The following is a 25,273-nucleotide window of genomic DNA, read 5'->3' on the forward strand; positions in this document are numbered from 1 at the left end:
CCGGTTCAGACGGTCAGACGCAGCGCCTCAGACGCAGTGCACGTCCACCCAGTAGGTGTGTTCTCCGCTCATGTGCTTCTTGACCTGCACCGGAACGGTGACCGAGCCGCTCGCGTCGGGCAGGAAGGTCGCCCCGGCGTAATGCACGTCGTCGATCTCGCAACCGGCCTGATCGGACACGGTGATCTTGTGCAGACCCATCTCCGCGGCCTCGACGTGCGCCTCGTGGAACGCGAGGACCGCCGGGTCGTATTCGGAGTACTTCACGTTGTGCGCGCCCAGGGTGTCGGTCCACTCGGCCGCCAGACCGTCGATGAACGCCCCGCCGTGCCGCGAGAACCGGGTGTCGATCTCGACGATGGCCTTGGCCTTGACCTTGAAGTTGTCGGTCTTGCTGTCCGCGGGGACGAAGCCGTGCCGGTTGCCCGGAGCGGTGTAGTCGAGTGCGGCGTACGGCGTCAGCCAGACCTTGTACTCGCCACCGTTGTTCGGGGTGTCGAGGTAGGGGAACAGCTGCACGGTGATGCCGCCGTCCTCCGCGTCGGTGCCGGTCGCGTGCGCGCAGCCGCCGCTCGGTGCGACGCTGACGAAGCGACCGCTGGCGTCGACCTCGACCCGGCGACAGGCGACGGGATCGGTGGAGAGCAGCGTCTTGCCGGACGGGTCGGTCACCTGGAAGGCGTAGATCCCGGCGGGCAGGCCGGCCGCGTCATCGGGCGCGTTGATGCCGGGGCCGCCGTTGAGATAGACGTCCTCCTTGGCGGCGTAATGGTTGAGATTGACCGGCGCGCCGGAGACGTCGGTCGTGAAGATCGCGCCGGAGAGCTGCAGCAGCGGCGCCGCTGAAGCCGGCATCGACCAGAGCGCCGCCGCGGCGACCCCCGCCGCGACCGCACAGACAAGCTTTCGAATCATGGGTTTCCCCCTCAGATAGGTCGGAACTCGAGTCTTCGACCCACCGAGCCCGAGGCCCCGACCCGACGCCGGGGTATCACCTGAACCGGGTAATTGCCCTGGGATGTGTGATGAACCACCTTCACCGTGGCCTCGGAATACCGGAGAGTCCCTCCGTCTTGCTTCAGGAGTGGACCGAGGTCATCAGCCCTCGGCAGACCTGAGAGGAACCATTCTTGTGAGCACGACCGCCGTCGAGACCTTCACGGACGTGATCCGTTCGCGCCGCTCCGCGCGGGCCTTCCTGCCCGACCCGGTGCCCGCCGACGACATCCGCGGCGTGCTCGAGGACGCCCAGCGCGCCCCGTCGCACAGCAACACCCAGCCCTGGGAGGTCCACGTCTTCTCCGGCGACGCCCGCGACCGTCTCAGCGAGGCGATGCTCAAGGCGTTCGAGGCCGGCCAGATGAGCCCCGACTTCACCACGACGTACGGTGCCGACGACAGCGTGCACGTCCAGCGGTCGCAGCAGGCCGGGGCCGTCCTCTACGGCGCCATGGGCATCGCGCGCGAGGACAGCGACGGACGGGCCAAGGCCGTCGCCCAGAACCTTCGCTTCTACGGTGCGCCCCACGTCGCGCTGCTCTTCGTGCCCGAGCTCGGCGATGTCGTACGCGCTGCCAACGACGTCGGCATGTACGCCCAGAACTTCCTGCTCTCCCTCACCGCCCGCGGGTACCACGGCGTCCCGCAGGGCATGCACGGGCTGTTCGCCGACGCCGTCCGCGCCCACCTCGGCCTCCCCGCCGACCTCAAGCTGCTCTACGGCATCTCCTTCGGCACCGCCGACCCTGACGCCTCGGTCAACCGCCTCGACATCGGCCGCGCCCCGCTCGACGAGCACATCGTGCTGCACGACACCTCGCTCTGAGCCGCCGCCGCGAAGCCGCCTGAGCGCGCTGTAACACGTCGTTCGTAGGACTTCTCGCCCTATCGGAGCGACCGGATAGTCCTACGAACGACGTGTTACACGCCCGACGCCGCCGCCCCGCGGATCTCCGCCACAGACGTACGCTGCGCCCGACTCGCCGCGAAGACGCTGACCGCCACCGCGAGCAGGAGCCAGAGGACCAGGCCCCCGACGGGCGCACCGACCGCGGCACCGCTCTGCGCGACCACGACCCCGCGCAGCGCCTCGGCAGCGAGCGGGACCGGCAGGATGCCGGTGAGCGCGCCGAACGGCTCGGACGCCGTGGCGGCCGGCAGCAGCCCGCCGAGGGAGACCAGCTGCAGGGCGAGGAAGCCGAGCGAGATCAGCCACCCGCGACGCTGGCCGGCGAGCGCGACGACGGCCTGGTGGACGGCGACGAACACCGTGGCGGCCAGCACCGCGATCCCCACTGCGGCCAGAGGCCGGGCGAGATCCGCACCGAGAAGGCGAGCCGCGCCCACCAGGAGCACAGCCTGCACCAGCCCGACCAGAACCGCCGGCCACAGTCCGACAAGGGTGAGCCGGCGGGCCGTGAGAGCCTCACGCAGCCGCCCGGCGGGGAAGGCCGGACGGAGCAGATAGATCGCGAGCGCACCGAGCCACAGCGCCAGCGCGATCACCGTCGGCGCCAGCCTGGTCGCCCCCGAGGTGGAGTGTGCGGAGGCGACCGAGACCTGCACCGGGTCGGCGACGACGTCGGCCTGCTTCTTCCCGGGGACCGTGATCTGCGAGGCCCCGTCGTCGAGGCCCGATGCCAGCGAGGACGCGCCCTCGCTCAGTGAGGACGTCCCGGCGGACAGGTCGTCGGCCCCGGAGGCCAGCGAGGACGAGCCGTCCTCGAGCCGCTTGGTGCCCGAGGCGAGCTGGGAAGCACCGGAGGACAGCGCGGTCGCACCGTCGTTCGCCTCCCCGACACCGGCGGAGAGCTCCCGCGCCCCGGCGGCCACACGCGCGTTGGCCGACGCGAGCCGGGACGCGCCGGACGCGACCTTCCCGGCACCGTCCGCCGCCGACGAGATCCCGCCGGTCAGCTCGGGAGCCGCCTGCGAGAGAGCGGAGGCACCCGAGGCGACCTGGGCCGCACCGGCGGCGAGCTGGTCGGCCTGCGCACCACCGGAGCCGACCGCCTGCGCGGTCGCGCCGCACAGCTGCGGCTTGGAGGCCGCGAGCAGCGGGTCGCTCGCGCACACCTGCGCCCAGCCCTTGGCGAGCTGGGTGTAGCCGTCGACGCCCTTCGAGACCTGCGACGCCCCGTTCGCCAGCGACGAGGTCTGCGACGGCAGCGCGGCGGTCGACCGCTCGAGCCGGTCGAGCCCGCCGCTGAGCTGGTCCGCCCCGGAAGCCAGCGAGGACGCGCCCTTGGACGCCTTGCCCGCGCCGTCGGCCAGCGAGCCCGCGCCCGCCTCGAGCCGCGCGGTCCCGCCGGCGAGCGAGTCGAGGCCACCGGCGACCTGGGAGGCGCCATCGGCGGCGCCCGCGGCACCGGAGCTGAGCGCACGCGCGCCATCGGCGACCTTCCCGGCACCCGAGTCGGCGGCAGCGCTGCCGTCGGCGAGCCGGCCGGCACCGTCGGCGGCGTCGGTCAGGCTGGACTTGAGCTCCCCCGTCTGCGAACGGACCCCGTCGAGGTAGGTGGTGGTGACCGTACGCCCCAGGGTCGAGGCCGACTGTCGCGCGACCTGCCGGGCGATCTCGGCGGTGACCTCGCTGGAGGCGTCGGACGCCTCCACGCTCACGCGGCCGGCGCTCGGGTCGCTGCCCTGCAGCCCGGAAAGCGTCTTGGAGAGGTCCTCGGGGATCGTGATGACCGCGGCGTACTTCCCGTCCGCATACCCCGAGCGCGCGTCCTCCTCGTCGGTGAGCTCCCAGCCCAGCGTGGGTCCGGACGAGCCGGAGCCCGAGGAGGAGACCAGGTCCGCGGCGAGCGCCCGCCCGGCGTACACGGTCTGCTTGTTCTTCCCGCTCCCCGTCGTCACCGGCTTGTCGAGGTTCACCACCGCGGCGGGGACCTTGTCGAGGTTCTCGGTGCGGTCGCTGAGCGCGACCAGCGCGAGCGCCGTCACGACGACGGGCAGCAGGATCGCGGCGGCCACCAGCCGGCGGCCCGACCACCATGATTTCGTACGTGTCATCGAACTGTCTCCAGATCAGCGACCGAAGCCGCGGTGTCAGTGAGCGCAGGAAGAGCGCGGGCAGGCTCGGCGCACGCGAGTGCGTCCGCGACCTGCGGTACGGCGGGCGGCGACGGCATCCCGAGCAGGACCGTCGTGCCCCGTGAGGTCAGCGCGGACAGGGCCGCGAGCTGACCGGGGTCGAGCGAGGTGGGGCTGTCGATCGCGACGAGCGCCGGGACGCGTCGGGCGCCCACGAGCCGGAGCGCCTCCGAGACGTCACCGACGAGAGCGGCCCGGGCACGTACGGCCCCCGACTCCTCCGGCAGCAGCCGGTCGAGCACGACCAGCTGTCCGGTGAAGCCGAGCCGCCCGGTGATCGCCGCGAGCGCAGCGGAGCGCGCCACCGGGTCGGACCCGTGGACGATCCCGAGCCCACCCGGGCGAAGGTCGAGCGAGAGCGGCGCGAGCGCCTCCAGCACCTCGACCTCACGTGCCCTGACCGCGACCTCACCGTGAGCGGCGACGTGGTCGGCGTGCTCGAGGTGGTGGACGAGTGCCTCACCCTCGATGTCGAGGACCGGCATCCGCCGCTCGAGCCACCGCGGCAGCCACCAGGCGCCGCGCCCGAGCAGGGCGAGCACCGCCGGCACCAGCGTCATCCGCACCAGGAACGCGTCGACGAGCACGCCGACGGTGAGCCCGAGCGCCATCGGCTTCACGATCGGGTCGCCGTGAGGGACGAAGGCCGCGAAGACGGCGATCATGATGATCGCCGCGGCGGTGACGACGCGGGCGCTGGCGGCGAAGCCGGTGTCGACGGAACGCCTCGCGTCGCCGGTGTGGACGTAGTCCTCCCGCATCCGGGAGACCAGGAAGACCTCGTAGTCCATCGCCAGCCCGAAGAGCACGCCCATCAGGATGATCGGGAAGAACGCGATCACCGGGCCGACCTTGGCGACGTTGAACAGGTCGGCGCCCCAGCCCCACTCGAAGACCGCGGCGACCACCCCGAACGAGGCCGCCACCGACAGCACGTAGCCCAGCGTCGCCTTCAGCGGGACCGCGATCGAGCGGAACACGATCGTCAGCAGGATCAGCGACAGTCCGACGACGACGGCCCCGAAGGGCAGGATCGCCCCGGAGAGCCGCGCGCTGACGTCGATCGCGACCGCGGTCTGTCCGGTGACCCGGACGTCCTCGATCCCGAAGCTCTTCTCCAGGTCAGCCGAGTCCGCGCGGATCGACTTGACCAGCGCCGCGGTCGCCGGGTCGCTCTTCTCGGTGGTCGGGTAGATCACGACCAGCCCGAGATCGGCGGTGCGGTTCGGCGTCGCCAGGGCGACCTTCTGCACCCCGTCATAGGTCCCCAGCGCCTTGCCCAGCGAATCCATCACCCCGATCGGGTCGGTGGTGTCGATGATGTCCGCGGTCACGAACAGCGGCGCGTTGTAGCCGGGCCCGAAGTCACGGCTGATCAGGTCGTACGTCTCCCGCGGAGCAGTCCCCGGTTCGGCGCTGCCGTTGTCGTTGAGCCCGAGCGCGAGGTCGCGCGCCGGGATCGCCAGGACGGCGATCACCAGCAGCGAGACCACGACGGTGAGGACCGGCACCTTCGTCACCAGCCGCACCCAGCGTGCTCCGAGGGTGGTGGCGTGAGGCCGCCCCTCCGCGACAGCCTCACGCCGGTGGGCCCGAGACCCAGGCTTCGGCCGGAGCCGCTCACCCGCGAGCGCGAGGAGGGCCGGCACGGCGGTGAGGGCGACGAGCACCGCGACCAGGACGGCCGACGCCGCTGCGTACCCCATCACCGCCAGGAACGGGATACCCGCGACCACCAGGCCGCACAGCGCGATGACGACCGTGACGCCCGCGAAGATGACCGCGCTACCGGCGGTGGCGACCGCCCGGGCGATCGACTCCTCCACCCCGAGGCCGGTGGCGAGCTGACTGCGGTGCCGGGCGATCACGAACAGCGCGTAGTCGATCCCGACGGCGAGCCCGATCATCAGCGCGAGGGTCGGGGTGGTCGCCGAGATCGTGGTGACCGCGGCGACCGAGAAGATCCCCGCCATCGCGATCCCCACCCCGAGCAGCGCGGTCAGGATCGGCAGGCCGGCGGAGAGCAGCGACCCGAACGTGATCGCGAGGACCAGCAGGGCGATGAGGATCCCGATCCCCTCGGTCGCGCTGACGTGCACCCCGGTGACGGAGTACGCATCGCCGCCGACGTGGAGCTCCAGCGACGATCCGGAGGGGAGCTCCGCGGCCTTCTCCAGGTCCGCGGTCACACCCTCGGGGAGCTCGTCGAGACCGAGGTCGAACTGCACCGTCGCCAGCGCGTCCCGGCCGTTGTCGCTGACCGTCCTGCTGTCCTTCGCCAGAGGATCGGTGACCGTCGCGACGTGGTCCACCTTCTCTACCGCGTCGAGCACCTCGCGGATCTCCGTGCGGTGGTCCTCGACCTTCTCCCCCTCCGGGGCGACGAAGACGAGCTGGGCCGAGGTCCCGGAGACCTCGGGGAAGCGCTGGGTGAGCGCGTCCAGCCCCTGCTGGGACTCCGTGCCCGGGATCGTGAAGTCGTTCTGCAGCTTGCCGCCGAGCGAGACGGTCAGCGCACCCAGGAGCACGGCGAGCAGGAGCCAGAGCGCCAGCACGGTCTTGGCACGACGGGCGACCAGCCGGCCGAGTCGGTAGAGGTAGGAGGACACAGTGGATACATTAACGTATTGAATACGAAAATGTATCGTGGCGATATGTGAGGATGACTACATGACCGAGGTGAAGGCCCCCAGGCGACGCACGAACACCCGCGCACGGCTGTTGGCCGCGGCCGTCGACGTCTTCGTCGAGCGCGGCGGGCGCCGGGTCACGGTCGACGATCTGGTCAGCGCAGCGGGCTACACGCGCGGGGCGTTCTACTCCAACTTCGGCAGCGTCGAGGAGGTGCTGCTCGAGGCGTTCAAGGAGGAGTCCGAGCGGCTCATCGCGGCCGTACGCACCGCCGTCGGCGAACATGCCGACACCGACTCCAGCGGATCGCTGATCGGCGCGGCCTTCGACGCGGTGCGCCCGATGCAGGACCGTTGGTTCGTGCTGCAGAGCGAGGTGGTGCTGCAGAGCCTGCGCGACCCCGACGCCCGCGAGATCAGCTCAGCCACCTTCGCCGCGCTCAGCGAGCAGCTCGTCGAGGTCGTCGGGCTCGCCCTGGACCGCCTCGACCGCACCTCGACGATGCCGATCGACCTCCTCGCCCAGACGATGATGGGCGTGTTCCTGCACAGTCTCGCGATGCGTACGCTCCACCGCGACGACCCCCGGGCCGACCGGCTCCTCGACGACGCGATCCCGCAGATCCTCGACGGGCTGTCCATCCCCCGGGGCTCCGCCTAGGCTGAGGCCGGGTCCACTCTCGGGACCGACTCTCAGGGGGTTGTCAGTATGGGCGCACCGATGTGGGTGTGGGTGGTCACCGTCGTCGCGATCGTCGGCCTGCTCGCGTTCGACTACGTCTTCCACGTACGCAAGGCGCACGCGCCCACGCTCAAGGAGGCCGCCACGTGGTCGGCGATCTACGTCGCGATCGCGCTGCTGTTCGGCGTCGGCGCCCTGGTCTTCGGCGGCGGCACGATGGGCGGGGAGTACTTCGCCGGCTACATCACCGAGAAGGCGCTCTCGGTCGACAACCTGTTCGTCTTCCTGATCATCATGACCAGCTTCCGGGTGCCCCGCGAGGACCAGCAGAAGGTGCTGCTCTTCGGGATCACCTTCTCGCTGATCGCCCGCACCGGTTTCATCTTCGTGGGCGCCGCGCTGATCAACAACTTCGCCTGGGTGTTCTACGTTTTCGGGCTGATCCTGCTGATGACGGCCGGCAACATGCTCAAGCCCGACGACGACTCCCACGGGGAGAACTTCGTCGTCCGGCTGGCCCGGCGGCTGTTCCACGTCAGTGAGCACTACGACGGCGACAAGCTCTTCACGGTGGAGGACGGCAAGCGCATCCTGACGCCGATGTTGCTGGTCATGGTGGCCATCGGCGGCACCGACATCCTCTTCGCCCTCGACTCGATCCCGGCGATCTTCGGCCTCACCCAGAACGTCTATCTGGTCTTCACCGCGACCGCGTTCTCGCTGCTGGGCCTGCGGCAGCTCTACTTCCTGCTCGACGGCCTGCTCGACCGGCTCATCTACCTGTCCTACGGCCTGGCCGCGATCCTCGCCTTCATCGGCGTGAAGCTCATCCTGCACGCCCTCCACGAGAACAACATCCCGTTCGTCAACGACGGCGATCCCGTGCACGTGGTCGAGATCAGCACCGGCCTCTCCCTCGGCGTCATCCTCGGCGTACTCGTCGTCACCATCGTCGGCTCGCTCTTCAGCAAGCGCGGCCGCGCCCAGAACGCCATCGCCAACGCCCGCCGTCACGCCGCCGCCTACCTCGACTCGGAGTACACCGCCGATCCGGCCGAGCGCGAGCGCATCCACAACGCCCTCCTCGCCGAGCGCGACATCATCGTCGCCCTCGGCCCGAAGTACCTGCAGATCGCTCGCGAGGAGACCCCGCTCATGGAGCTCCTCGAGCGCGCCCTCGCCAGCCACACGGCCGCCGTCGAGCGCGGCGAGGCCACCCCTGCCGGCCCGCCGAAGATCCTGCGCGAGGAGTGAATCGGAAGCGATTGTCACACTGATCTGTCGGCGTTCGTCTTCTTGATGAGGGGCTACAAGCTGCCCCTGAGCCATCACTCATCGGAGGATCCTCATGAAGCTGACAATCTTCGCAGCGACCGGCGGCATCGGTCGACACGTGGTAGATCAGGCAGTGGCGGGCGGGCACGATGTCACCGCCGTGGCGCGCAACCCCCGCGACCTACCGGCCCAGGCCCGGCTCGTCACCGCTGACCTGTCCGCGCCCGACCCCGCGATGCTGGAGGCCGCGGTCGGTGGGGCGGATGCCGTGCTCTCCGGGCTTGGCCCCCGGTCACGGGCGGACTCCGGAATCACCTCACGCGGGACCGGGCCGATCCTGGATGCGATGCGGATCAGCGGCGTGCGGCGCATCGTCGTCGTCAGTGCCGCCCCGGTCGGCACCGTCGCCTCGCCCGGTCAGCCTCACCCGCCTCGTCACGACCCCGGCGAGGGTTTGCTGATGCGGTATGTGATGACCCCGGCGGTCAAGTGGGTGCTGCGCGAGCACTATCAAGACCTCGCCCTGATGGAGGACATGCTCCGCGACAGTGGTCTCGACTGGACTGCCGTCCGGCCTCCCCGGCTGACCAACAGCCCTGAGACGCGCGAGTACCGGACGGCGTACGGGCGCAATCTGCCGGGAGGCACGGTGATCTCGCGCGCGGACGTGGCGCACGCCATGCTGTGGGCACTCGAGCAGCCGGAGTCGATCGGCAAGACCCTCGGAGTGGCGAGGTGACCGGGGACCGGACGCTACCGGGGCGTCGGGTGCTCGGGGTCGCGCGGTCTGTGGGAGGTGGATTCGGTGGCGTGTTCGCGGGGTTCATGGTCACCGTCTTGGTCATCGAGCTGACGTTGCGTGGTGAGGGAGTCCGCACCTACATCGTGACGCGGCAGGTGATGCTGGAGTGGTTGGACGTCCTCGCCTCCGTCACCTTGCTGCCGGCGTTGGCCGCGCTGGCAGTGCTCGTGGTGGGCGCTCTGCGGTGGCGTGGCGAGCGCGTATGGCCCTCAGCGGCGGCGCTCGCACTGCTGATGATCGTGCTGGTCATCTCGTTCACCTTCAACCTGCCGATCAACGCTGATCAGCGAGGGTGGGACGCAATGAGTCCGCCGGCCGACTGGGCGAGCATTCGCGACGAATGGCAGTGGGCCCACGTGGCACGTACGGCGCTGGCACTGACAGCCTTCGGCCTGCTCTGCTTGCCTTTCCGGAAGCGGCAGGACGGCTGAGCTCCGTCCACGCGCACCGCTTCCGTCGGTCATCTCGCCGATGTCGCGGCACGCACCTTCTCGGGGTCGAGGACCAGATCGATGCGCAAGATCTGGTCCTCGACCACGGTGATGCCGGCGACCGCGATCGGTCCCGATCGCGCCTCCGCCAGGATCCCGATCGCACCGTTGACCAGTGCCAGCCGGCACAGCGACGCGAAGCGCGGGCCCTGCAGAGCGGCCTGCCGGGCCACCTCCGCCGATCCCTCGAGCAGTGCGGGTGCTGCGCGGCGGACGCTTCCGGCATCGACGAGGAAGACGACCTCGGGATGCAGTAGATCCAGGAGAGCGTCGAAGTCGCCGTCGCGTGCCGCGGCAAGGAACGCCGCCGCGACCCGGCGCTGCCTGCCGAGATCGGGATCCGGAGAGGCATTGGCGCCGCGGACCTTGCGTCGCGCCCGGCTCGCCAGCTTCCGCGCAGATGCCGGCTCCCGGTTCAGCACCTGGGCGATCTCGTCGAACGCGACCCCGAACATGTCGTGCAGCACGAACGCCAGGCGTTCCGGCGGGGTCAGGGTTTCGAGTACAACGAGCACAGCGAGCCCGACAGAGTCGGCCAGGATCGCCTGGTCTTCGGGTCCCGCGGTCTGCGGGCCTCCGTTGTCGGAGCGATCACGATCGGCTCGGGGATTCGAAACCCCGGCGTACTCCTCCCGGCGGGACTTGCGCGAGCGGAGCATGTCGATGCAGACCCGTCCGACCACCGTCGTCAGCCAGCCGCGTAGGTTCTCGATCGCATCAGCGTCGGATCGACCGAGCCGCTGCCACGCCTCTTGGACAGCATCATCGGCCTCGGCCGCCGAGCCCAGCATCCGATAGGCCACCGACCGCAAGTGCGCTCGGTGTTGTTCGAACTCGTTCGCCTGCCAAGTCGCCGCGTCCATGTTCATCCTCCGAAGTCTCGGGCTCGCTACCACTACGACGGATCAGGGCTGCGTGGTGTGACCGGCGGCCTTGCGAAGAACGCCATCGGCAACGCCCGCCGACACACCGCCGTCGTCGAGCGCGGCGAGACCACTCCCGCAGGACCGCCCAAGATCCTTCGCGAGGAGTAGGCCAGGGCCTCAGGCGACGTGGCGGCTCCGGAAGGAGGTCGGCGAGGTGCCGTGGTGGCGCTTGAAGGCGGCGCTGAGGGCGAACGGGTTGGCGTAGCCGACGCGTGCCGCGATCGCCGACAGGGTCAGGTCCGTCCCGACCAGCAGGTCTGCGGCCAGAGCGAGCCGCCACCGGGTCAGGTACGCCAACGGCGGCTCGCCGACCTGCTCGGTGAAGCGCCGGGCCAGAGCGGCACGCGAGAGACCGACCTGCTCACCGAGGCCGGCGACCGTCCAGGGCAACTCGGGGTGCCGTTCCATCGTCCGCAACACCGCGGCCACCGCGTCGTCGGCCGGAAGGGCCGGGGAATCCGCGAGCACCTCCCGCACGGCTTTGACCACGAGTACGTCGAGCAGCCGGTCGAGCAGAGCCGCCTGCCCGGCCTCGTCGCGCTCCAGCTCTGCCGACAGCAGATCGAGGACGGCGGTGTCGAAGCCGCGGAGCACCACGCTCGTCGGTAGCCGGGACAACAGCAGCGAGCCCACCGACGTCTCGCGCTCATAGGTCCCGATGAGCATCACGGTCGCCTCCGGCGAGCGACTGTTTCCCCAGGTGCGTACGCCCAGCGCCAGCTCCTCGGCGAGCAGTGCCCCGCTCGGGTCGACACAGATCTGGCCGGGCAGGATCCGGATGTCGGCGGGGCGATCGGCCGAGTCGGCGATGACATAGGTCGCCGGCCCGCGGCACACGATCACATCACCTGCCGCCACCTCCTGCGGTCCCTCACAGCCGGTGAAGACCGCCTCGCCGCGGGCGATCGCAATGACCGTGAGCGGCACCTCGTCCTCGGCGGTGATCGACCACTCCCCGGCGAACACCGCCTTCAGCAGGAAGGCGGCCTGGGCCCGCGGACCGTCCATGAGCAGGTCGAGTGACGACATGATGAGACGATAACGCATGCCGTCTGGAGTTGGACGTATTCCATCGTCGCTCGCGACGGACCAGATTGGACGCATGACAACTCTCATCACCGGTGCCACGGGCAAGACCGGACTGCGCGTCGCCCACCGCCTCCAGGCCCTCGACCGGGACGTACGTGCCGTCACCCGCCACTCGACACCCCGGTTCGACTGGCACGACCAGACCACCTGGTCCGAGGCCGTCGACGGCTGCGCGTCGGCCTACCTGACCTTCCAGCCCGACCTCGGCCTACCGGGCGCCGACGAGATCATCGGCGCGTTCGCCGCCCAGGCGGTCGCCGCGGGCTGCAGCCGGCTCGTACTCCTCTCCGGCCGCGGTGAGGACGGTGCCCAGCGAGCCGAGCAGGCCATGACGGCCTCGGGCGCCGAGTGGACCATCCTGCGTTCGGCCTTCTTCCTGCAGAACTTCACCGAAGGCGCGTTCGCGGACGAGCTCGCCGCCGGGTCGCTCAGCATGGTCGAGCACACCGTCGCCGAGCCGTTCGTCGACGCCGCCGACATCGCCGACGTCGCCGTCGCAGTCCTCCTCGACAAGGAGTACGTCGGCCGGGTCCTGGAGCTCACCGGGCCTCAGCTGCTCACCTTCGAGGAGGCCGCGCACGCCATCGGCGGACCGGCCGTCGCCTACCAGCCCGTGCCCACCGAGGACTACATCGCGGTCCTGACCGCGGCCGGGTTGCCGGCCGCAGACGCGGCCGGGCTGGCGTACCTCTTCGAGGAGGTTCTCGACGGACGCAACGCATACGTGACCGGCGACGTCGAGTCGGTCCTGGGCCGCGCTGCTCGAAGCATCGATGACCTCGACCGGGGTGAGCAGTCATGAGCGAGGTCGTACTCACCGGAGCGAGGCTGCTCAACGGCGTCACCGCCGGCATCTACATCGCCTTCCTGGTCGCCTTCATGCCGGCGCTGCACGGCCAGCCGGACGAGGTCTACGCACGGGTCATGAACCGGCTCAACGTGGTCATCGTCAACCCGGTGTTCCTGGCCTTCTTCCTGGGCGCCCCGCTCCTGGCCCTGCTTCTCCTCGGCTGGCACCGGAGCCCGCTCTCCATCACCGCCGCCTGCCTCGCCGTCGCCGCCGTCGTCATCACCTTCGCGGCGAACCTGCCGCTGAACGACGCCCTGGCGGCCGGCGGTGCCGTGTCCTCGTTCGAGAAGCCGTGGCTGATCTTCCACACCCTACGAACCCTCACCGCAACCGGTGCCTTCGTCCTTCTCAGCCTGCCCGGGACGGTCACCCGGATCTCGGGCTAGTGGTGTGTCGTGGAAGTTCCTGACCGCTTGGCGTGGTCAGGGTGTGTGCATCGCAATGCGGCGCCGCGAAGTCATACCGGCGTCTTCCGAGCGGCGCCGACGCAGCGAGGTGCGTGCCATGGCGGCGCGAAGCGCCCAGGAACTTCCGGGACGCGCCACTAGCAGCAGACGACCTGCTGCACCTTGAACAGCGTGTCTTCCTGGCGCTGCATGTTGACGTAGCCCTGGTCCACCCAGACGACCCGGAAGAGCCCGTCCCCGAGGTCCTCGACCCGTCGCTCGCCGTCGGCGTCGAGGTCCTCGAGGATGTGGTAGTAGAAACCGTCCCCGCCGTTGGCGTCATCGGTGCAGTTCCACGCGGCCGGGTCCGCGAGGTCGGGGATGTAGAGGCCGGCGGCCTCGCAGTCACCCGCCTGGAGCGCATCGACGAACCGAACGGCCGCCGTCTCCGCGCCGCTGACCGGCTTCCCGGTCGTGGTCACCTCATCGCCGACCGGGTCCTCCGCCTGGCCGCGCACCACGAACCAGGTCGCGGCACCACCCAGCACCAGGGCGGCGCCGACGGCGACCGCGACGAGGATCGCCTTGCGCCCGCGGGCTGCCGGCAGCGACTGCGGCTGCGGCTGCGTCGCCGGAGGCGGCTGCGTCGGGCCCGGCGAACGGAGCACGGTCGCCGCGTCCGACGGAGGAGGCACGGCGACCGCCTTCCCCTCGGCCGCGGCGGTGAGTGCTGCGGCGAAGCTACCCGCGTCCGGCCAGCGGTCCTCGGCCCTCGGCTCGAGGGCGCGCATGATCACCGCGGACACCGTCGCCGGAACGGGCGCGACCGTGCCGAGGTCGGGCACCCGGGACACGACCGTCAACGCCGGCGAGGGCGAGCGGCCCGCGAACATCGCCCACGCGACCGCACCCAGGCTGCGTACGTCGGCACGATGGTCGATCGGCAGCGACTCGTCGAACTGCTCGGGCGCCATGTAGGCGGGCGTCCCGATCTGCCTGGTCACCTCCGTGTGCTGGTCGAGCGCCCGCGCGACACCGAGGTCGGCGACCATCGCGCGCAGCCGCCCGTCGGACCCACCGGCGAGCAGGATGTTGGCCGGCTTCACGTCGCGGTGGATGACCGAGCGCACGTGCAGTGCGTCGAGGCCGGACGCGGCCTGCGCCACCAGATCGGCCACCAGCTGCGGCGGCATGCCTTGCGGGTGCTGGCTGATCAGCTCCGCGACGCTGCCCGCGTCGGCGTACGCCATCACGAAGTAGGGCGCACCCTCCGGCGTCTCGCCGATGTCGTGGACCGAGACGACGTGGGACGAGTCGACCGAGCGGAGGAAGCGGGCCTCCTGCAGGAACCGCTCGCGGATGTCGGCCGCCTGGGTCCACTGGGCGCTGAGCACCTTCACCGCAACAAGCGAGTCGAGGACCGGGTCGTGGTAGAGCCACACCTCGGCGAAACCGCCGGAGCCGAGGGGCTTGACCTGGCGCAGACGCCCGAGGTTCTGGGGAAGGGTCACCGGGACATTATGGGGCCGGGCCTGAGCCGGCGCGCGCAACCCGTCGATCTCGCCGACCCCGGACATGAAGAAGGCCCCTGACCGGGCTTGTCGCCGAATCCGGGGCCAATCTCTCACTTACGCATTCTGCGCGCCCGTAGGGATTCGAACCCCAAACCTTCTGATCAAGATCGCATAGACCGACATCCCGGCCGATCTCGTCGATCTTCGGTTCGGCTCGCAGCATCTCTGCCTCTGACCAGCAGGAACGTCCGACACTCCGGGTTCCTTCGTCGTCAGACTACCCGACATCTCGGACCACTTCGAGGCTTCTACCAGCACCTTCGCAAGGCTGATGTGTGGGGTTTTCGTTGAGCACCACACCTGCGGAATCGGCCTCAGCTGCGGTCGCTCACGGCCTCCAACTCAGCCCACGACTCCGGCAAGCCCATGCGGTTGAAGACCTCGAAGAGTTGAAGGAAGGCATCCCCAGTCGGCTCATCCGTCGGAAGCCACAACGCCTCACACTCATCGCACACCTGAAACAGTGCCCCGGTGGACCGAAGCCGGTACACCTGCACGTCTCCCTGCTGACAACGCGGGCACTCCATCACGGCACCATCAACGGGTACGACGAGATGCCGACGACCCAAGTGTCGCGATGATGACACCGCCCCGCCCCGTACAGACCAGGTGTCCAGGCCACGTTGCAGCACGGCGTCATCGCCCGTCGCCGGGACCCGGTTCTGCCCGAAGATGGAACGGGGCAACCTCTCGCGCGTCGCGAAAGACCAACCCCTGCGGCGGCCCGACCTTCATCCTCCGAGGAACTCCACTCGGCAAGGCCGGCGCCAGACACTCCCACAGCGCCTGCATCATCGCCTCGTCGTAGTCCTCGGGACGCGGACCAGCCTCAACCAAGAGCACTCCGGAGTCCGCCCGGCGGGTCTGCAGCATCGGGAACGCCTTGGCGCGCTCCTCAATGAGCGGCTCCAGCCCGACCGGAACAACGGTCACCCATGCGTACCCACGCAGCACCTGCTCGGACTGGTAGAAACCATCAACATACGATCGGCGAAGCGCGGGCTCAAGTGGCGGGCGGCCGACTCCATTCACCGCACTCGTGACGGCGCCGTAGCCGACTCGGAACCGGGATACGTGCTCGGCCACGAGTTCACGAAGGTGAACCGCCACATCTGCTGCGCTGAGGTTGTCGGAACTCGCCTCACAGATGAACTTTCCGAACGGAAACTTGTCCATCCAGACGCTGACATCCACCTCACCCAACGGACGAGGCGACTCGAACGGACCCGGAGGAATCGGATCCGGTACTACCGACCAGTACTGCAGAGACATCCGCGGCGGGAACGTGATTGAGCCAAGGTCCAACTCACCGTCGAAGTCAACACCCCAGTTCGATCCGCCATGGCGCGGTTCTCCGAGCCCGGCGAACACCGGCCCTGAGAGATGCTCGCGGCACAGTCTGAACCAGTCCTCCACACGGGACTCAAGATCATCGCTCCTTCGGAACGACACCATTGCCTGGAACTGAAGTCGCTCGTCGTCGCCTGTCACCGCAACGCACTCCTTTCACGCACACAGGGGATCTTGCCAGCACGGCACCTGACCATAGTCGTCGTCGGTAAGGATCCTGAGTCCTTCCAGGTAGGTTTCCAGCACGAACAGGGGCCCCGGTCTTCCTGTCCTTGGGGGCTTCTGAGGACTCGGCAAGTCGTCGATGCTCTCAGACAAACTCGAGGAAGATCGGTCGTACTCCGTCGGCCGTCGGTTCGAGCGAGACGTAGGTTCGTCGCCCCCCTTTCCGCCGAAAGCCCAGGGGCGCACGCCACGCCGACTCTCGTCTGACCACACTCGACCGGTGCGCTCCCTCCTCAGGTTGAAGCCAGCCGACGGAAGATTCACTCCAAGGTTCACGATGGCGTCTGGGTACATCTCCTCGAGTCCCTCGACATACCGGACTAGAGCAGCCGCCGCCTCCTTGGCATTCTTTCCGGTCTTGTCCTTGTGCTTGATCTCCCAGACCCAGATCTGGTTGGAATCTTCGCCGGTTCCCCAGAAGATCACGTCGGCGAATCCGTCGTGGTCGCCGCTCGGCCCAGCGTTGTCGATTCGGTTCGCCTCGTTGTGGCCGGAAACATCGGTCGTGGTGGTTCCCTCGATCCCGTTGTCGGCGGCCCAGTCATCGACGGCATCCGCCGTCACCTCAACGGCTGTGTCGTGTGCGTCGGCCCAGTCCGATGCGTGGGACACGTACACCGGATTGCCGTCGCCGTCGATGGCGATGTGGCCGTCGAGCTCAATGCGGCCAATCGGGTTCCCGCCAGCGAACGCATATCTGTTGGTGTTCCACGGGTCGGTCCCGAGCGCGAGGTCCTTGAGGGCGCCTTGGTAGAAGTCGCGGGTGAGGAATCGGTTGATGCCGGGGTCGTAGTCACGGAACCCGATGTCGTAGGTCCCGGTGCCGCCGTGGATCCGTTTCCCGGAGAACCGGTAGGGGTTCACGTTGTCGAGGTCGGCGGCCATCCGGTCGGTCTCGCTGGCGGCGGTGGAGTAGGCGTCCTGGCCGGTGGTGCCCTTCTTATCCGGAGCGCCGTAGGCGGTGTAGCGGTAGGTCGAGGCGGTGGTGCCGTCGGCCTTGGTCAGGGTCTCGATGTCGCCGTGGGGGTTGGTGCCGTAGTACTGGGTCTCGGTCGTCGAACCGTTGACCGGGGTGTCGGTCAGCTGCAGCTTGGACCCGTCCGGGCCGTAGGCGTACTTCTTGGCGACCTCCCAAGTCCCGCCGGTGTTCTTCTCTTCCTCGACCGCGACCTGCTCGGAGGTGCCGAGGTAGGTGAACCGCAGCGACTTGGTCGGTTTCCCGGTGATCGCGGTGGTCTGGGTGGTGGTGCGGTCGAAGGGGTCGAAGGTCTGGGTCTTGGTCAGCTGCAGTGTGCCGGTGGTGGTGTACTTCTGCTCCCGGATGGTCCGGTCGAACCCGTCATAGCCGTAGCGTTCGATCTCGTGTGCACCTTGGTCGCGAGTGACCAAACGCCCGTAGGGGTCATAGCGGCTGTAGATGGTGGCACCGGTCCCGACCTTGGTTGTGGTCAACCGGTTCCGGTCGTAGGTGAACGTCGTCGTGACCGCACCGGTGGTCTGGGTCGTGATGTTCCCGGCGGCGTCGTAGACATACGATTCGTCCTCACCGGCATCGGCACCGGTCTTGTCCACCCCAGCGACCTGGCCCGCGGGTGTGTAGGAGAACGTGGAGCGCTGGTCCAGGGTGCCGGTGCTGCCGGCCTGGTCGAGCTTAGCGACATCGAAGGACTTCTGCCCGTCGGCGTCGTAGTCCAGGGTGTGGGCTGCGACGACCTGCTTACCTCGGTCTGCGCTGGTGCGCTCATCGGAGGTCCGCAGCAGCCGGTCCTCGTAGAACGAGTAGCCGACCCGGTTGCCGTTGGGTTTGGTCAGCGAGGCCGGGAGCCCGCGCGAGTCGTACTCGTAGGTGTAGCCCAGGTTCGTGGGGGCGTTCGCCTCGGCGGCGTTATCGCCGGTGCGGACGGTGGCGACCATGTTGCGGACGTCGTAGGTGTAGCCGGTGTAGCGGGTCGCGGCCAGGTTCCCGCCACCGGTGTCCGTATCGGGCTTGCGGTCGGCGAACGTGCTGGTCAGGTTGGAGTTGAGGTCGTAGGTGTAGGTGGTGGTGCGCCGGGTGACCTGGTTGGGCGAGGTGCCGGCGAGCTCGCGGGTGGTCGCCGGCCGCCCCATGCCGTCGTAGGCGGTCGTGTAGGCGTCGGTCTTCGCCCCGGGGGTGTGGTCGTTGACGGTGGTGGTCAGGCCGTTGCGGTCGTATTCGTAGGTGTAGGACTTCGAGGGGCCGGGCGCAGACGGGATGAGCCGGATGGTGTCGGCGACCACTGCCCCATCGGTCGACGGCTTCAGCACCATCGTCTTTGTCACGCCGCCGGCGAACCGGTATGAACCCAGCGAGACCCACTTCTGGGCGCTCGTGCAGGCCTTCTGATTCATCGTCGCGGTCTTCGCGCCGTCAGCGGTGTTGATCGTGTAGGTGGCTGCCGTGGTCGTGTCGGTGCGGACCGGGCAGGCGGCCTGGATCTCGTAGGTGTCATCGTTGTCCGGCGTCATCCGCCAGGTCGCTGTGTCAGCGGCCCCCGTCGAACCAGCAGCCGCGGCGGCGTGCATCACATAGTTGGCGCCGTCGGTGTTGGTGCCACCGGTGACGGTGGTCCAGGTGCCGGTCGTTGCGAACACATGCGGTGAGGAGTTGCCGTAGTACTTCGTGGGCTCGATGGGCGCCTGCTCGTCCTTGGCTCGCAGCGACCCGTCGGGGTTGTAGGTCATCGAGGTCGTGCGTGACTGCGAGGCTCCGGCGGAACCGTAGTAGGAGCGTTGGGTCTGCTGGCCGAGCTGGTTGTAGACGTAGGAGGTGGCCACGCCCAACTGGTCTGTCGAGGTCTTGATCTCCCCGGAAGGGAAGTAGGCGAACTTCGTCCACTGGTTCGATGTCTCAGCCGGCGGCGCGGTGTCGAAGGTCGGCAGCGACTGCTTCTCGAGACGACCGGCGCCGTCGTAGGTGAAGAACGTCGAGGCCGGGCTCGGGTAGTCGGCATCACCGGTCTTGAACGGCGCCTTGGCCTGAGTCACCTCCCCCGCGAGGTTGTAGATCGTCTCGGAGGCCCGGCCGGTGGGGCTGGTCTTCTTGATGACCTGGCCGACCTTGTCGTAGTCGACCTTGGTGACCTGGTCCCGCGCCGAGGTCGCTCCCCACGGCGTGTGCGGGACGTGGGTCTCGGTCAGGCGCCCGACGGGGTCGTAGACCTTGCGGACCCGGATCCCGCGGGGGTCGATGGTCGCGGTGACCAGGCCGTCGGCGTCGTACTCGGTCTTGGTGACATACCCCTTCGCGTCCGTGGAGGTGATGGGGCGGTGGTTGAGGTCGTAACTGATCCGGGTGGTGTAGTCGGAGTCGACCGCGGTGGCGTTCTTGACCGGGTCGACGGTCTTGACCAGGTTCCCGACCTTGTCGTAGCTCGACGTGGTGGTTGCCGTCTTCTTGGTGCCGTCGGTGTCGGCGAAGGGGACGTCGACCCGGATCTGCTGGCCGACCTTGTCGTAGACGTAGCGGGTGACGAAGTCGTCGGCGTTGGTGGTGGTGGCCACGCCTTCGGGTGCGGTCTGCTCGACCAGGCGACCGAGATCGTCATATGAGGAGGTGATCGCCCGCTCGGTGACCGGGTCGCTGTTGGCCGGCAGCTCCTGTCGGGTGGGCAGGTCGGCGGCGTTGTAGGTGCTGGTGGTGACCGCCCCGTTCGGGGCGGTCGAGGAGGTCAGGTTGTCGTTGAGGTCGTAGGCCGACACCGTCGTACGGGTCGCCTTGGGCGATCCTGGGGCGGAGTCGTCGCCGGGGGTGGTGACCTTGGTCGGTCGGCCGAACCCGTCGTACTCGACCGTCGAGACGTTCCGGAGCGGGTCGGTCACGGTCAGCGTATTGCCACGCTTGTCGTAGGTCATCTCCGAGAACCGGGTGGTCGTGGCGGTGACCGGGGTGGTGACCTTGGTCGGCATGCCCGACTCGTCATAGGTGTTGTAGGTGGTGACCGCGCCCTTGGCATCGGTCGCCGTCGCCAGCAGCCCGGTGGCGGTGTAGGTGTAGCTCGTGGTGTTCCCCAGAGCGTCCGTGACACTCTTCAAGGCGCCGGTGGCAGGGTCGTTGGTGAAGATCCACGTCCTCGAGCCCGGGTCGTCCGGGGTCTTGGGCCGACCCGCAGCGCTGGTCTTCGACGTCAGCACGGTCGGGCTACCCGGGGCGTTGGTGAGGCGCTCATAGGTGAGCCGGATCCCGGGACCGCCGTTCTTGACGGTCTGGGCGTCGCGGATGGTCTCCGGGTATCCGGTGCGGTTGTCGTAGTCCCAGGTCGAGACCGCGCCGTTGGGCTCCTCGAGGCGGATCACATTGTGGTCGCGGTCCCAGCCGAGCTTGGTGGTCTGCTGCAACGAGTCGGTCACCGAGGTGGTGCGGCCGTACCCGTCGACCCGGTAGGTCGTCACGGTGGCGCCGGGGCTGCCCGGCGTGCTGCCACCCGGGGAGGCGGTGGCGTTGTTGTCGGTGATGACGGCCTGGTTGTCGACGCCCTCGGAGGAGTCGGGGTCGGAGTAGGTGAAGTCGGTGGTCTTGTTGCGGCGGTCGGTGAAGGTCTTGGGCCAGTTGGCGTAGGCCGAGTTCTCCGTGGAGGTGAAGTACGCGATCTTCGAGACACCATCACGTGGGTCGGTGACCGTGGAGAGCATCGCGTTGCTGTTGGTCGAGTTACTGGTGTAGGTGAACCCGAACCGCTTCACCGGCTCCGAACCGGCCGGCACCCCATTGGTCGGGGCCGACGTGTCCGACAGCGACGTCAGCTGGTGGGCGGCGTTGTAGGTGAACCCGATCCGCTGACCCGCGATATCGGTGATCGAGGTCAAACCAGCTGCATCCCAGTTCAGGGACAGCACCGTACGGCCCTGGGAGTCCTTCACCGTCTCCAGACGCTCGCCCGTGCTCGAATACCCGAAGGAGAGCCTGTTGCCATAGGTGTCGACGACCGCGGTCTGTAGCCCGGCATCCACCGCGGTCGCGACCACCTGGCCCGTGGCGGGGTCCCTTTCTTCAGGCGCATCTGCCTGTGCGAAGAAGAACCGGGTTCCGTCCGGACGCGTGAACACCCACTGCTCCCGCACCGGCGCCGTCGCATCGCGATGCAGCTCCAGCGCCACACCCGCGGGACGGTCATACTCCAGAATGTTGGGAGTCGTCGTGTCGTCGTGGATCTTGTAGGTGTGGCCGGTGCCGTCACCATCGATGAAGGTCATCTCGTTGTTCGTCGACCCACCCGAGGGCACCGACAGCCTGCTCCCCAACCGGGTCAACGTGCCCGGCTGCACCGACACCCCGAACCCAGCCCCGGTCTCGACCTGATCACGCGAGTTGTACGTGATCCGCACGAACGCCGAGGGACCCACCGACGGGTTCGAGATCGGCTCATACGACCACGACACATTGCCCGAGGACAGGTTCGTCAGCACCTGCGATCCGGCGCCGGTCTCCTCACCGGTATAGGTCCCGAACTTCTCCAGACCCAGGGCTTTGGAGGTTGCCGACTCCACCCACCGGTCCTGACACAGCAGACCCGTCTTGACCATCGCACAGCCCGGGGTCGAGTTCTGGGTACCGCCCGGCTTGTACTCGTGCGCAGGATCGGCCGACCACCACGCTCCGGTCGTGGTGTCGCGCAGATCCAGATAGAAGTCGTAGGCGATACGCTTGTTGCCCGAGTCCGAGTTGATCGGAACCCGCACCGGCAACACCAGATCGACCGACTCACCCGGCTGCAACGCCCGCCCGACGGCGACCTCGAGCCGGTCCCCCTCGACCGTCTTGTCCGTGGCCGAGCCAGGGTCGGTCCACCGATAGGTCAGCTCCAGGGTGCTGGGCCATGCAGTGTCGGTGGTGTTGGTGACCGTGACCGGCACCCTCGTGATGGTGTTCGGGACGAACCGCTCCGGCATCGTGGGTGCCTCGAAGACCTGGTCGTCGTTCTTCACCAGGTGCTCGACCCGCAGCCGCGGCCGCAGGCCAGGGTCGGCTGCTTCGCTGTTCAGGATCGAGACCCGATGGGTGGAGGCCGCCTCGTCACGGACCTTCAACAACAACCCGTTCGGAGCGCCAGCGGTGCCATCAACCCACCCCTGGACCGCCGCCTTCAGACCGGTGGTGTCGAACACAACCCGGTCCGGGTCGTTATTCAGGCTCGCGGAGGCCACCGCGGTCGCTTTGTAGTCACCGCCGGCCGTCGACCACGCGTCAGCGGTCGATGCCTTCTGCCAGGTCGCCTGGTTCTCCACGAACCCCCGGGTCATCTCGTGCAGGTCATAGGTCGCAGTCGTCCCCGCACCGCTCGACTTCCACAGCTCGAACGACGCCGACATCACCTTGACCCGGCGGTTGATCGGGGAGGTGTCGAACCCGAACACCGCCCGCTCATCCCCATAGGTCGCGGAGTTGTTGCCGGCCTGCACCCAGGTCCGGTCCCCGGCCGTCACCGAGTCCGGGTTGGGGATGTTGGTGGTCGGCTTCGCCGCCGACAGGGTCGTGTCCGCAACATCCCCGCCCGGAACACCCTGCACCCGGCTGGTCGTGAAGATCCGGGCGATCCGGCCTTCTTGGGGGATCTGGACGGTCATCGGCGATCCCACCGCCGTCCCGTCACGCCCCTCCTCCGCGCTGCCTCCCGAGGACGGTGCCTGGGTGTCGGCCACGGTGCGGGCGACCACCCAATAGCGGTAGGTCGCCTTCTCGGTCGCGGTCGAGGCCACCGCGGTGTCGTCGCGGAACTGCAAAGTGTCCGCGGGGACCGACCCGACCAGCTTCAACGCCCCGTTGCGGGCGTACTCGGTCGTGAAGTCCTCCCCCACTGGGGTAGTGCACGCCGCGGCCGGCAGCGAGACACAGCCGCGGAAGATCTGATACTCCGCGACATCATCCTCCTGCGCAAACGAGGGGTCCGAGGCCGAGGACCACGACAGCTCCGGGCCGTCGGCGTGCACGGTCGACGGGACGTCTTGGACCGGGCCGGGCTGGCCGAGCACGACCACCAGTTGCGGGCGGGTGTCGCCCTCGGCCGCGGCCGCGTACGGGGCATCGGAGGAGTGGTAGTAGGGACCGCCGACCGGGGCCGTGGCCGACTCGTCCAGGGCCTTGACCATCACGCCGTGGTTGGCGGCGGGGTTGTCGATCCAGCTCTTGACCATCGTCCCGAGGCCGTAGGTGTGCCATCCGTCGCGCTGGGTCGCGGGCTTGAACGCCCGGTTGTACTCGATCCACCGCACCGCATCCGCCATCGGCGCCGTCGCGGTCGTGCCGGACTGGCGGGTCATCCGGATCCGGGCCGTCGCACCAGGCGCGAAGTGCTGCTGGGACGAGATCCGCCGCCACTGCGCCGTACCCGCGGCGCCCGCGGTCTGGTCGATCCCTATCGAGGTGCTGCTGCCCTGATCACCGTTCGCGACATAGGTCGGAGTGCCCCGCGACGCCCCCGGCAGATGCCGGGTCTCGGTGTCATACAGCCCAGACCACGGCAGCTTCGCGTTCCAGTCGAACGTATCCGCGGTCGTACCCGACGAGAGCGCCGCGTACGAGCCGTACACCGCTGCCGGGTCGTTGACGTCCTTCCACGGGCCCGCGAACGAGGTGGCGCCGCTGTCGGAGTCGTCGATCAGGAACTGGTTGATGAAGTTCCCGTTCGTGAACGAGGTGTTCATCTGATTCCACGTCGCCGCGGTCTCGGTCCACGCCTTCGTGATCGGATACGCGCGCATCTCCACCGGCTCGGTCTCGGAGTTGTGCACCGAAGAGAAGTGCAGCCGCAGCTGCGCCGCGTACACCTGCGAACCCGTCGGGATCGCCGAGGTGTCGAACTTGAACAGGCCACGCCACGCACCCGTCGCGCCCACCCCGACCGCGATCGTCGGCTCCGAGGGACGTGCCGTGTCCGGCGACCCCGCCCCGATGGAGACATCCTGACCATCCGTCTCGTCCGGCGCATACACGAACGTGGGGTCGATGCTGACCGGCCAATCGCGACCAGACTCCCCCAGCCAGCCGGTGTCCGGCTTGATCGTCACCGTCGTGGTGCCGTCGGCGCTCTCGCCGAGGGCCTGCGTCACCTCGTCCGAGCGGACACCGGCTGCATCGGTCATGAACGGCGCCGGCAACACCAGCCGCGGCCGCTTCGCGTTCTTGCTCTTGTAAAGCCCGATCGCGCCGCCCTCGAGCTCCTTGGCGACCAGACCCTTCAGCTCGAGCGTAAATGTGAACCCTTCAGCCGGTACTGTCTCGGCGGCCGCCGCGTTCGGGAGGAGGATCTCCTCCTTCAGCTCACCAGCACCCACCGAGTACCGCAGACCCGCCGCCGCACGACCGGTCCCGAAGACCTCATCGACGGTGACCTGGGAACCCTTCGCCTCCGGCGCCAGCTTGCCCTCCGCGGGCTTCCCGTCCGCGCCGACCGCGCCCAGGGACACCGACCAACCATCCCCCGTGGCCGTGGCCAGATCCCCGCGGGACTCACCGAAACGGGTCTCGAACACGTTCGTCTCGTTCACGAACGCCGTCGCACCCGTCCCGGGCTCGACTTCGGTCTCGATCGGCTCCCACTCATCCGAGGACGACTCACGCCAATGCACCGGCGAAGTGGACAACGTCACCTGACGCGTCCCATCCGACATCACATGCGTCGTCGACCGCTCACCACGCTTGCTCTTCAGCTCACGAACCCGATACGGCCTCCCCGAGCCCGCATCCTCCCGCTTGGAATCCTTCCGCGCGGCCACGGTCGTCGAGACCAACGACCGCGACGGCTTCGCCGCCACCGCAGGACTCGGCGCCTTCAACGGCGCCGAACGCGACCCGGACGCCAGGCCTCCACGGGCCGCATCAGCCGGGGCCGCCACCGGAATGGTCAAACCGGCAGCTAATAGCAGCAGGCCCAACAGTCC

General features: G+C 68.7%; 15 protein-coding genes. 7 read left to right on the forward strand and 8 right to left on the reverse strand.

The genetic code is table 11. From position 1 onward, the window contains the following. Nucleotides 1-27: 27 nt before the first annotated feature. Nucleotides 28-915 carry a hypothetical protein gene (locus ACIA03_RS04770; RefSeq protein WP_396979752.1) on the reverse strand — a complete coding sequence of 296 codons (888 nt, stop codon included), beginning with the start codon at nt 913-915 and terminating at the stop codon, nt 28-30. A gap of 217 nt (nt 916-1,132) precedes the next feature. Between ACIA03_RS04770 and ACIA03_RS04775 the strand changes: the two genes are divergently transcribed. Then, nucleotides 1,133-1,825 (forward strand): nitroreductase, encoded by a 693-nt coding sequence (locus ACIA03_RS04775; RefSeq protein ID WP_396979754.1) that lies wholly within the window; start codon nt 1,133-1,135, stop codon nt 1,823-1,825. A 95-nt stretch (nt 1,826-1,920) separates the two neighbouring features. Here ACIA03_RS04775 and ACIA03_RS04780 read toward each other — a convergent pair whose 3' ends face one another. Together ACIA03_RS04780 and ACIA03_RS04785 are read right to left on the reverse strand one after the other, a co-directional pair. Further along, entirely contained in the window at nt 1,921-4,017 is a 2,097-nt protein-coding gene (locus ACIA03_RS04780) for a YhgE/Pip family protein (protein ID WP_396979756.1), read from the reverse strand. Continuing rightward, a complete protein-coding gene (locus ACIA03_RS04785; protein WP_396979758.1) occupies nt 4,014-6,707 on the reverse strand; it encodes an MMPL family transporter in 2,694 nt (897 codons plus the stop codon). Before ACIA03_RS04785 ends, ACIA03_RS04780 begins: the two co-directional genes overlap by 4 nt. A gap of 61 nt (nt 6,708-6,768) precedes the next feature. On the opposite strand from ACIA03_RS04785, the gene ACIA03_RS04790 reads away from it, so the two are divergent. The 4 genes from ACIA03_RS04790 to ACIA03_RS04805 all read left to right on the forward strand — a co-directional run bounded on the left by ACIA03_RS04790 (nt 6,769) and on the right by ACIA03_RS04805 (nt 9,918). Beyond that, entirely contained in the window at nt 6,769-7,389 is a 621-nt protein-coding gene (locus tag ACIA03_RS04790) for a TetR/AcrR family transcriptional regulator (protein ID WP_396979760.1), read from the forward strand. A gap of 48 nt (nt 7,390-7,437) precedes the next feature. Further along, nucleotides 7,438-8,664 (forward strand): TerC family protein, encoded by a 1,227-nt coding sequence (locus ACIA03_RS04795; protein WP_396979762.1) that lies wholly within the window; start codon nt 7,438-7,440, stop codon nt 8,662-8,664. A 94-nt stretch (nt 8,665-8,758) separates the two neighbouring features. Continuing rightward, nucleotides 8,759-9,424, forward strand: a complete 666-nt coding sequence (locus ACIA03_RS04800; RefSeq protein WP_396979764.1) for an NAD(P)-dependent oxidoreductase — start codon at nt 8,759-8,761, stop codon at nt 9,422-9,424. A gap of 71 nt (nt 9,425-9,495) precedes the next feature. Beyond that, nucleotides 9,496-9,918 (forward strand): anthrone oxygenase family protein, encoded by a 423-nt coding sequence (locus ACIA03_RS04805; protein ID WP_396979766.1) that lies wholly within the window; start codon nt 9,496-9,498, stop codon nt 9,916-9,918. 29 nt (nt 9,919-9,947) lie between these two features. On the opposite strand, the gene ACIA03_RS04810 is transcribed toward ACIA03_RS04805, so the two are convergent. Both ACIA03_RS04810 and ACIA03_RS04815 read right to left on the reverse strand, forming a co-directional pair. Next, nucleotides 9,948-10,841 (reverse strand): sigma-70 family RNA polymerase sigma factor, encoded by an 894-nt coding sequence (locus tag ACIA03_RS04810; RefSeq protein WP_396979768.1) that lies wholly within the window; start codon nt 10,839-10,841, stop codon nt 9,948-9,950. Between the two features lie 180 nt (nt 10,842-11,021). Then, complete coding sequence (locus tag ACIA03_RS04815) at nt 11,022-11,933, reverse strand: AraC family transcriptional regulator (RefSeq protein WP_396979770.1); 912 nt, start codon at nt 11,931-11,933, stop codon at nt 11,022-11,024. Between the two features lie 73 nt (nt 11,934-12,006). Between ACIA03_RS04815 and ACIA03_RS04820 the strand changes: the two genes are divergently transcribed. Then, a complete protein-coding gene (locus ACIA03_RS04820) occupies nt 12,007-12,795 on the forward strand; it encodes an NmrA family transcriptional regulator (protein WP_396979771.1) in 789 nt (262 codons plus the stop codon). Next, complete coding sequence (locus ACIA03_RS04825) at nt 12,792-13,229, forward strand: anthrone oxygenase family protein (RefSeq protein ID WP_396979773.1); 438 nt, start codon at nt 12,792-12,794, stop codon at nt 13,227-13,229. The genes ACIA03_RS04820 and ACIA03_RS04825 overlap by 4 nt, the downstream gene beginning before the upstream one ends. Nucleotides 13,230-13,387: 158 nt before the next feature. On the opposite strand, the gene ACIA03_RS04830 is transcribed toward ACIA03_RS04825, so the two are convergent. The 3 genes from ACIA03_RS04830 to ACIA03_RS04840 all read right to left on the reverse strand — a co-directional run bounded on the left by ACIA03_RS04830 (nt 13,388) and on the right by ACIA03_RS04840 (nt 24,865). After that, complete coding sequence (locus tag ACIA03_RS04830; RefSeq protein WP_396979776.1) at nt 13,388-14,740, reverse strand: serine/threonine-protein kinase; 1,353 nt, start codon at nt 14,738-14,740, stop codon at nt 13,388-13,390. A 699-nt stretch (nt 14,741-15,439) separates the two neighbouring features. Beyond that, the gene (locus ACIA03_RS04835; RefSeq protein ID WP_396979778.1) at nt 15,440-16,294 is read right to left on the reverse strand and encodes a hypothetical protein; all 855 of its coding nucleotides are present in this window, start codon (nt 16,292-16,294) and stop codon (nt 15,440-15,442) included. A gap of 15 nt (nt 16,295-16,309) precedes the next feature. Next, nucleotides 16,310-24,865 carry a DNRLRE domain-containing protein gene (locus tag ACIA03_RS04840; protein WP_396979780.1) on the reverse strand — a complete coding sequence of 2,852 codons (8,556 nt, stop codon included), beginning with the start codon at nt 24,863-24,865 and terminating at the stop codon, nt 16,310-16,312. Nucleotides 24,866-25,273 lie beyond the last annotated feature (408 nt).

Origin of the sequence: Nocardioides sp. NPDC051685 (assembly GCF_044453405.1) — a bacterium.
GTDB lineage: Bacteria > Actinomycetota > Actinomycetes > Propionibacteriales > Nocardioidaceae > Nocardioides.

Bases quoted from the DNA above. Each gene is read 5' to 3' on its own strand.
- ACIA03_RS04770 (WP_396979752.1), bottom strand. From the start codon at position 915: ATGATTCGAAAGCTTGTCTGTGCGGTCGCGGCGGGGGTCGCCGCGGCG.
- ACIA03_RS04780 (WP_396979756.1), bottom strand. From the start codon at position 4,017: ATGACACGTACGAAATCATGGTGGTCGGGCCGCCGGCTGGTGGCCGCC.
- ACIA03_RS04790 (WP_396979760.1), top strand. From the start codon at position 6,769: ATGACCGAGGTGAAGGCCCCCAGGCGACGCACGAACACCCGCGCACGG.
- ACIA03_RS04795 (WP_396979762.1), top strand. From the start codon at position 7,438: ATGGGCGCACCGATGTGGGTGTGGGTGGTCACCGTCGTCGCGATCGTC.
- ACIA03_RS04800 (WP_396979764.1), top strand. From the start codon at position 8,759: ATGAAGCTGACAATCTTCGCAGCGACCGGCGGCATCGGTCGACACGTG.
- ACIA03_RS04810 (WP_396979768.1), bottom strand. From the start codon at position 10,841: ATGGACGCGGCGACTTGGCAGGCGAACGAGTTCGAACAACACCGAGCG.
- ACIA03_RS04815 (WP_396979770.1), bottom strand. From the start codon at position 11,933: ATGTCGTCACTCGACCTGCTCATGGACGGTCCGCGGGCCCAGGCCGCC.
- ACIA03_RS04820 (WP_396979771.1), top strand. From the start codon at position 12,007: ATGACAACTCTCATCACCGGTGCCACGGGCAAGACCGGACTGCGCGTC.
- ACIA03_RS04825 (WP_396979773.1), top strand. From the start codon at position 12,792: ATGAGCGAGGTCGTACTCACCGGAGCGAGGCTGCTCAACGGCGTCACC.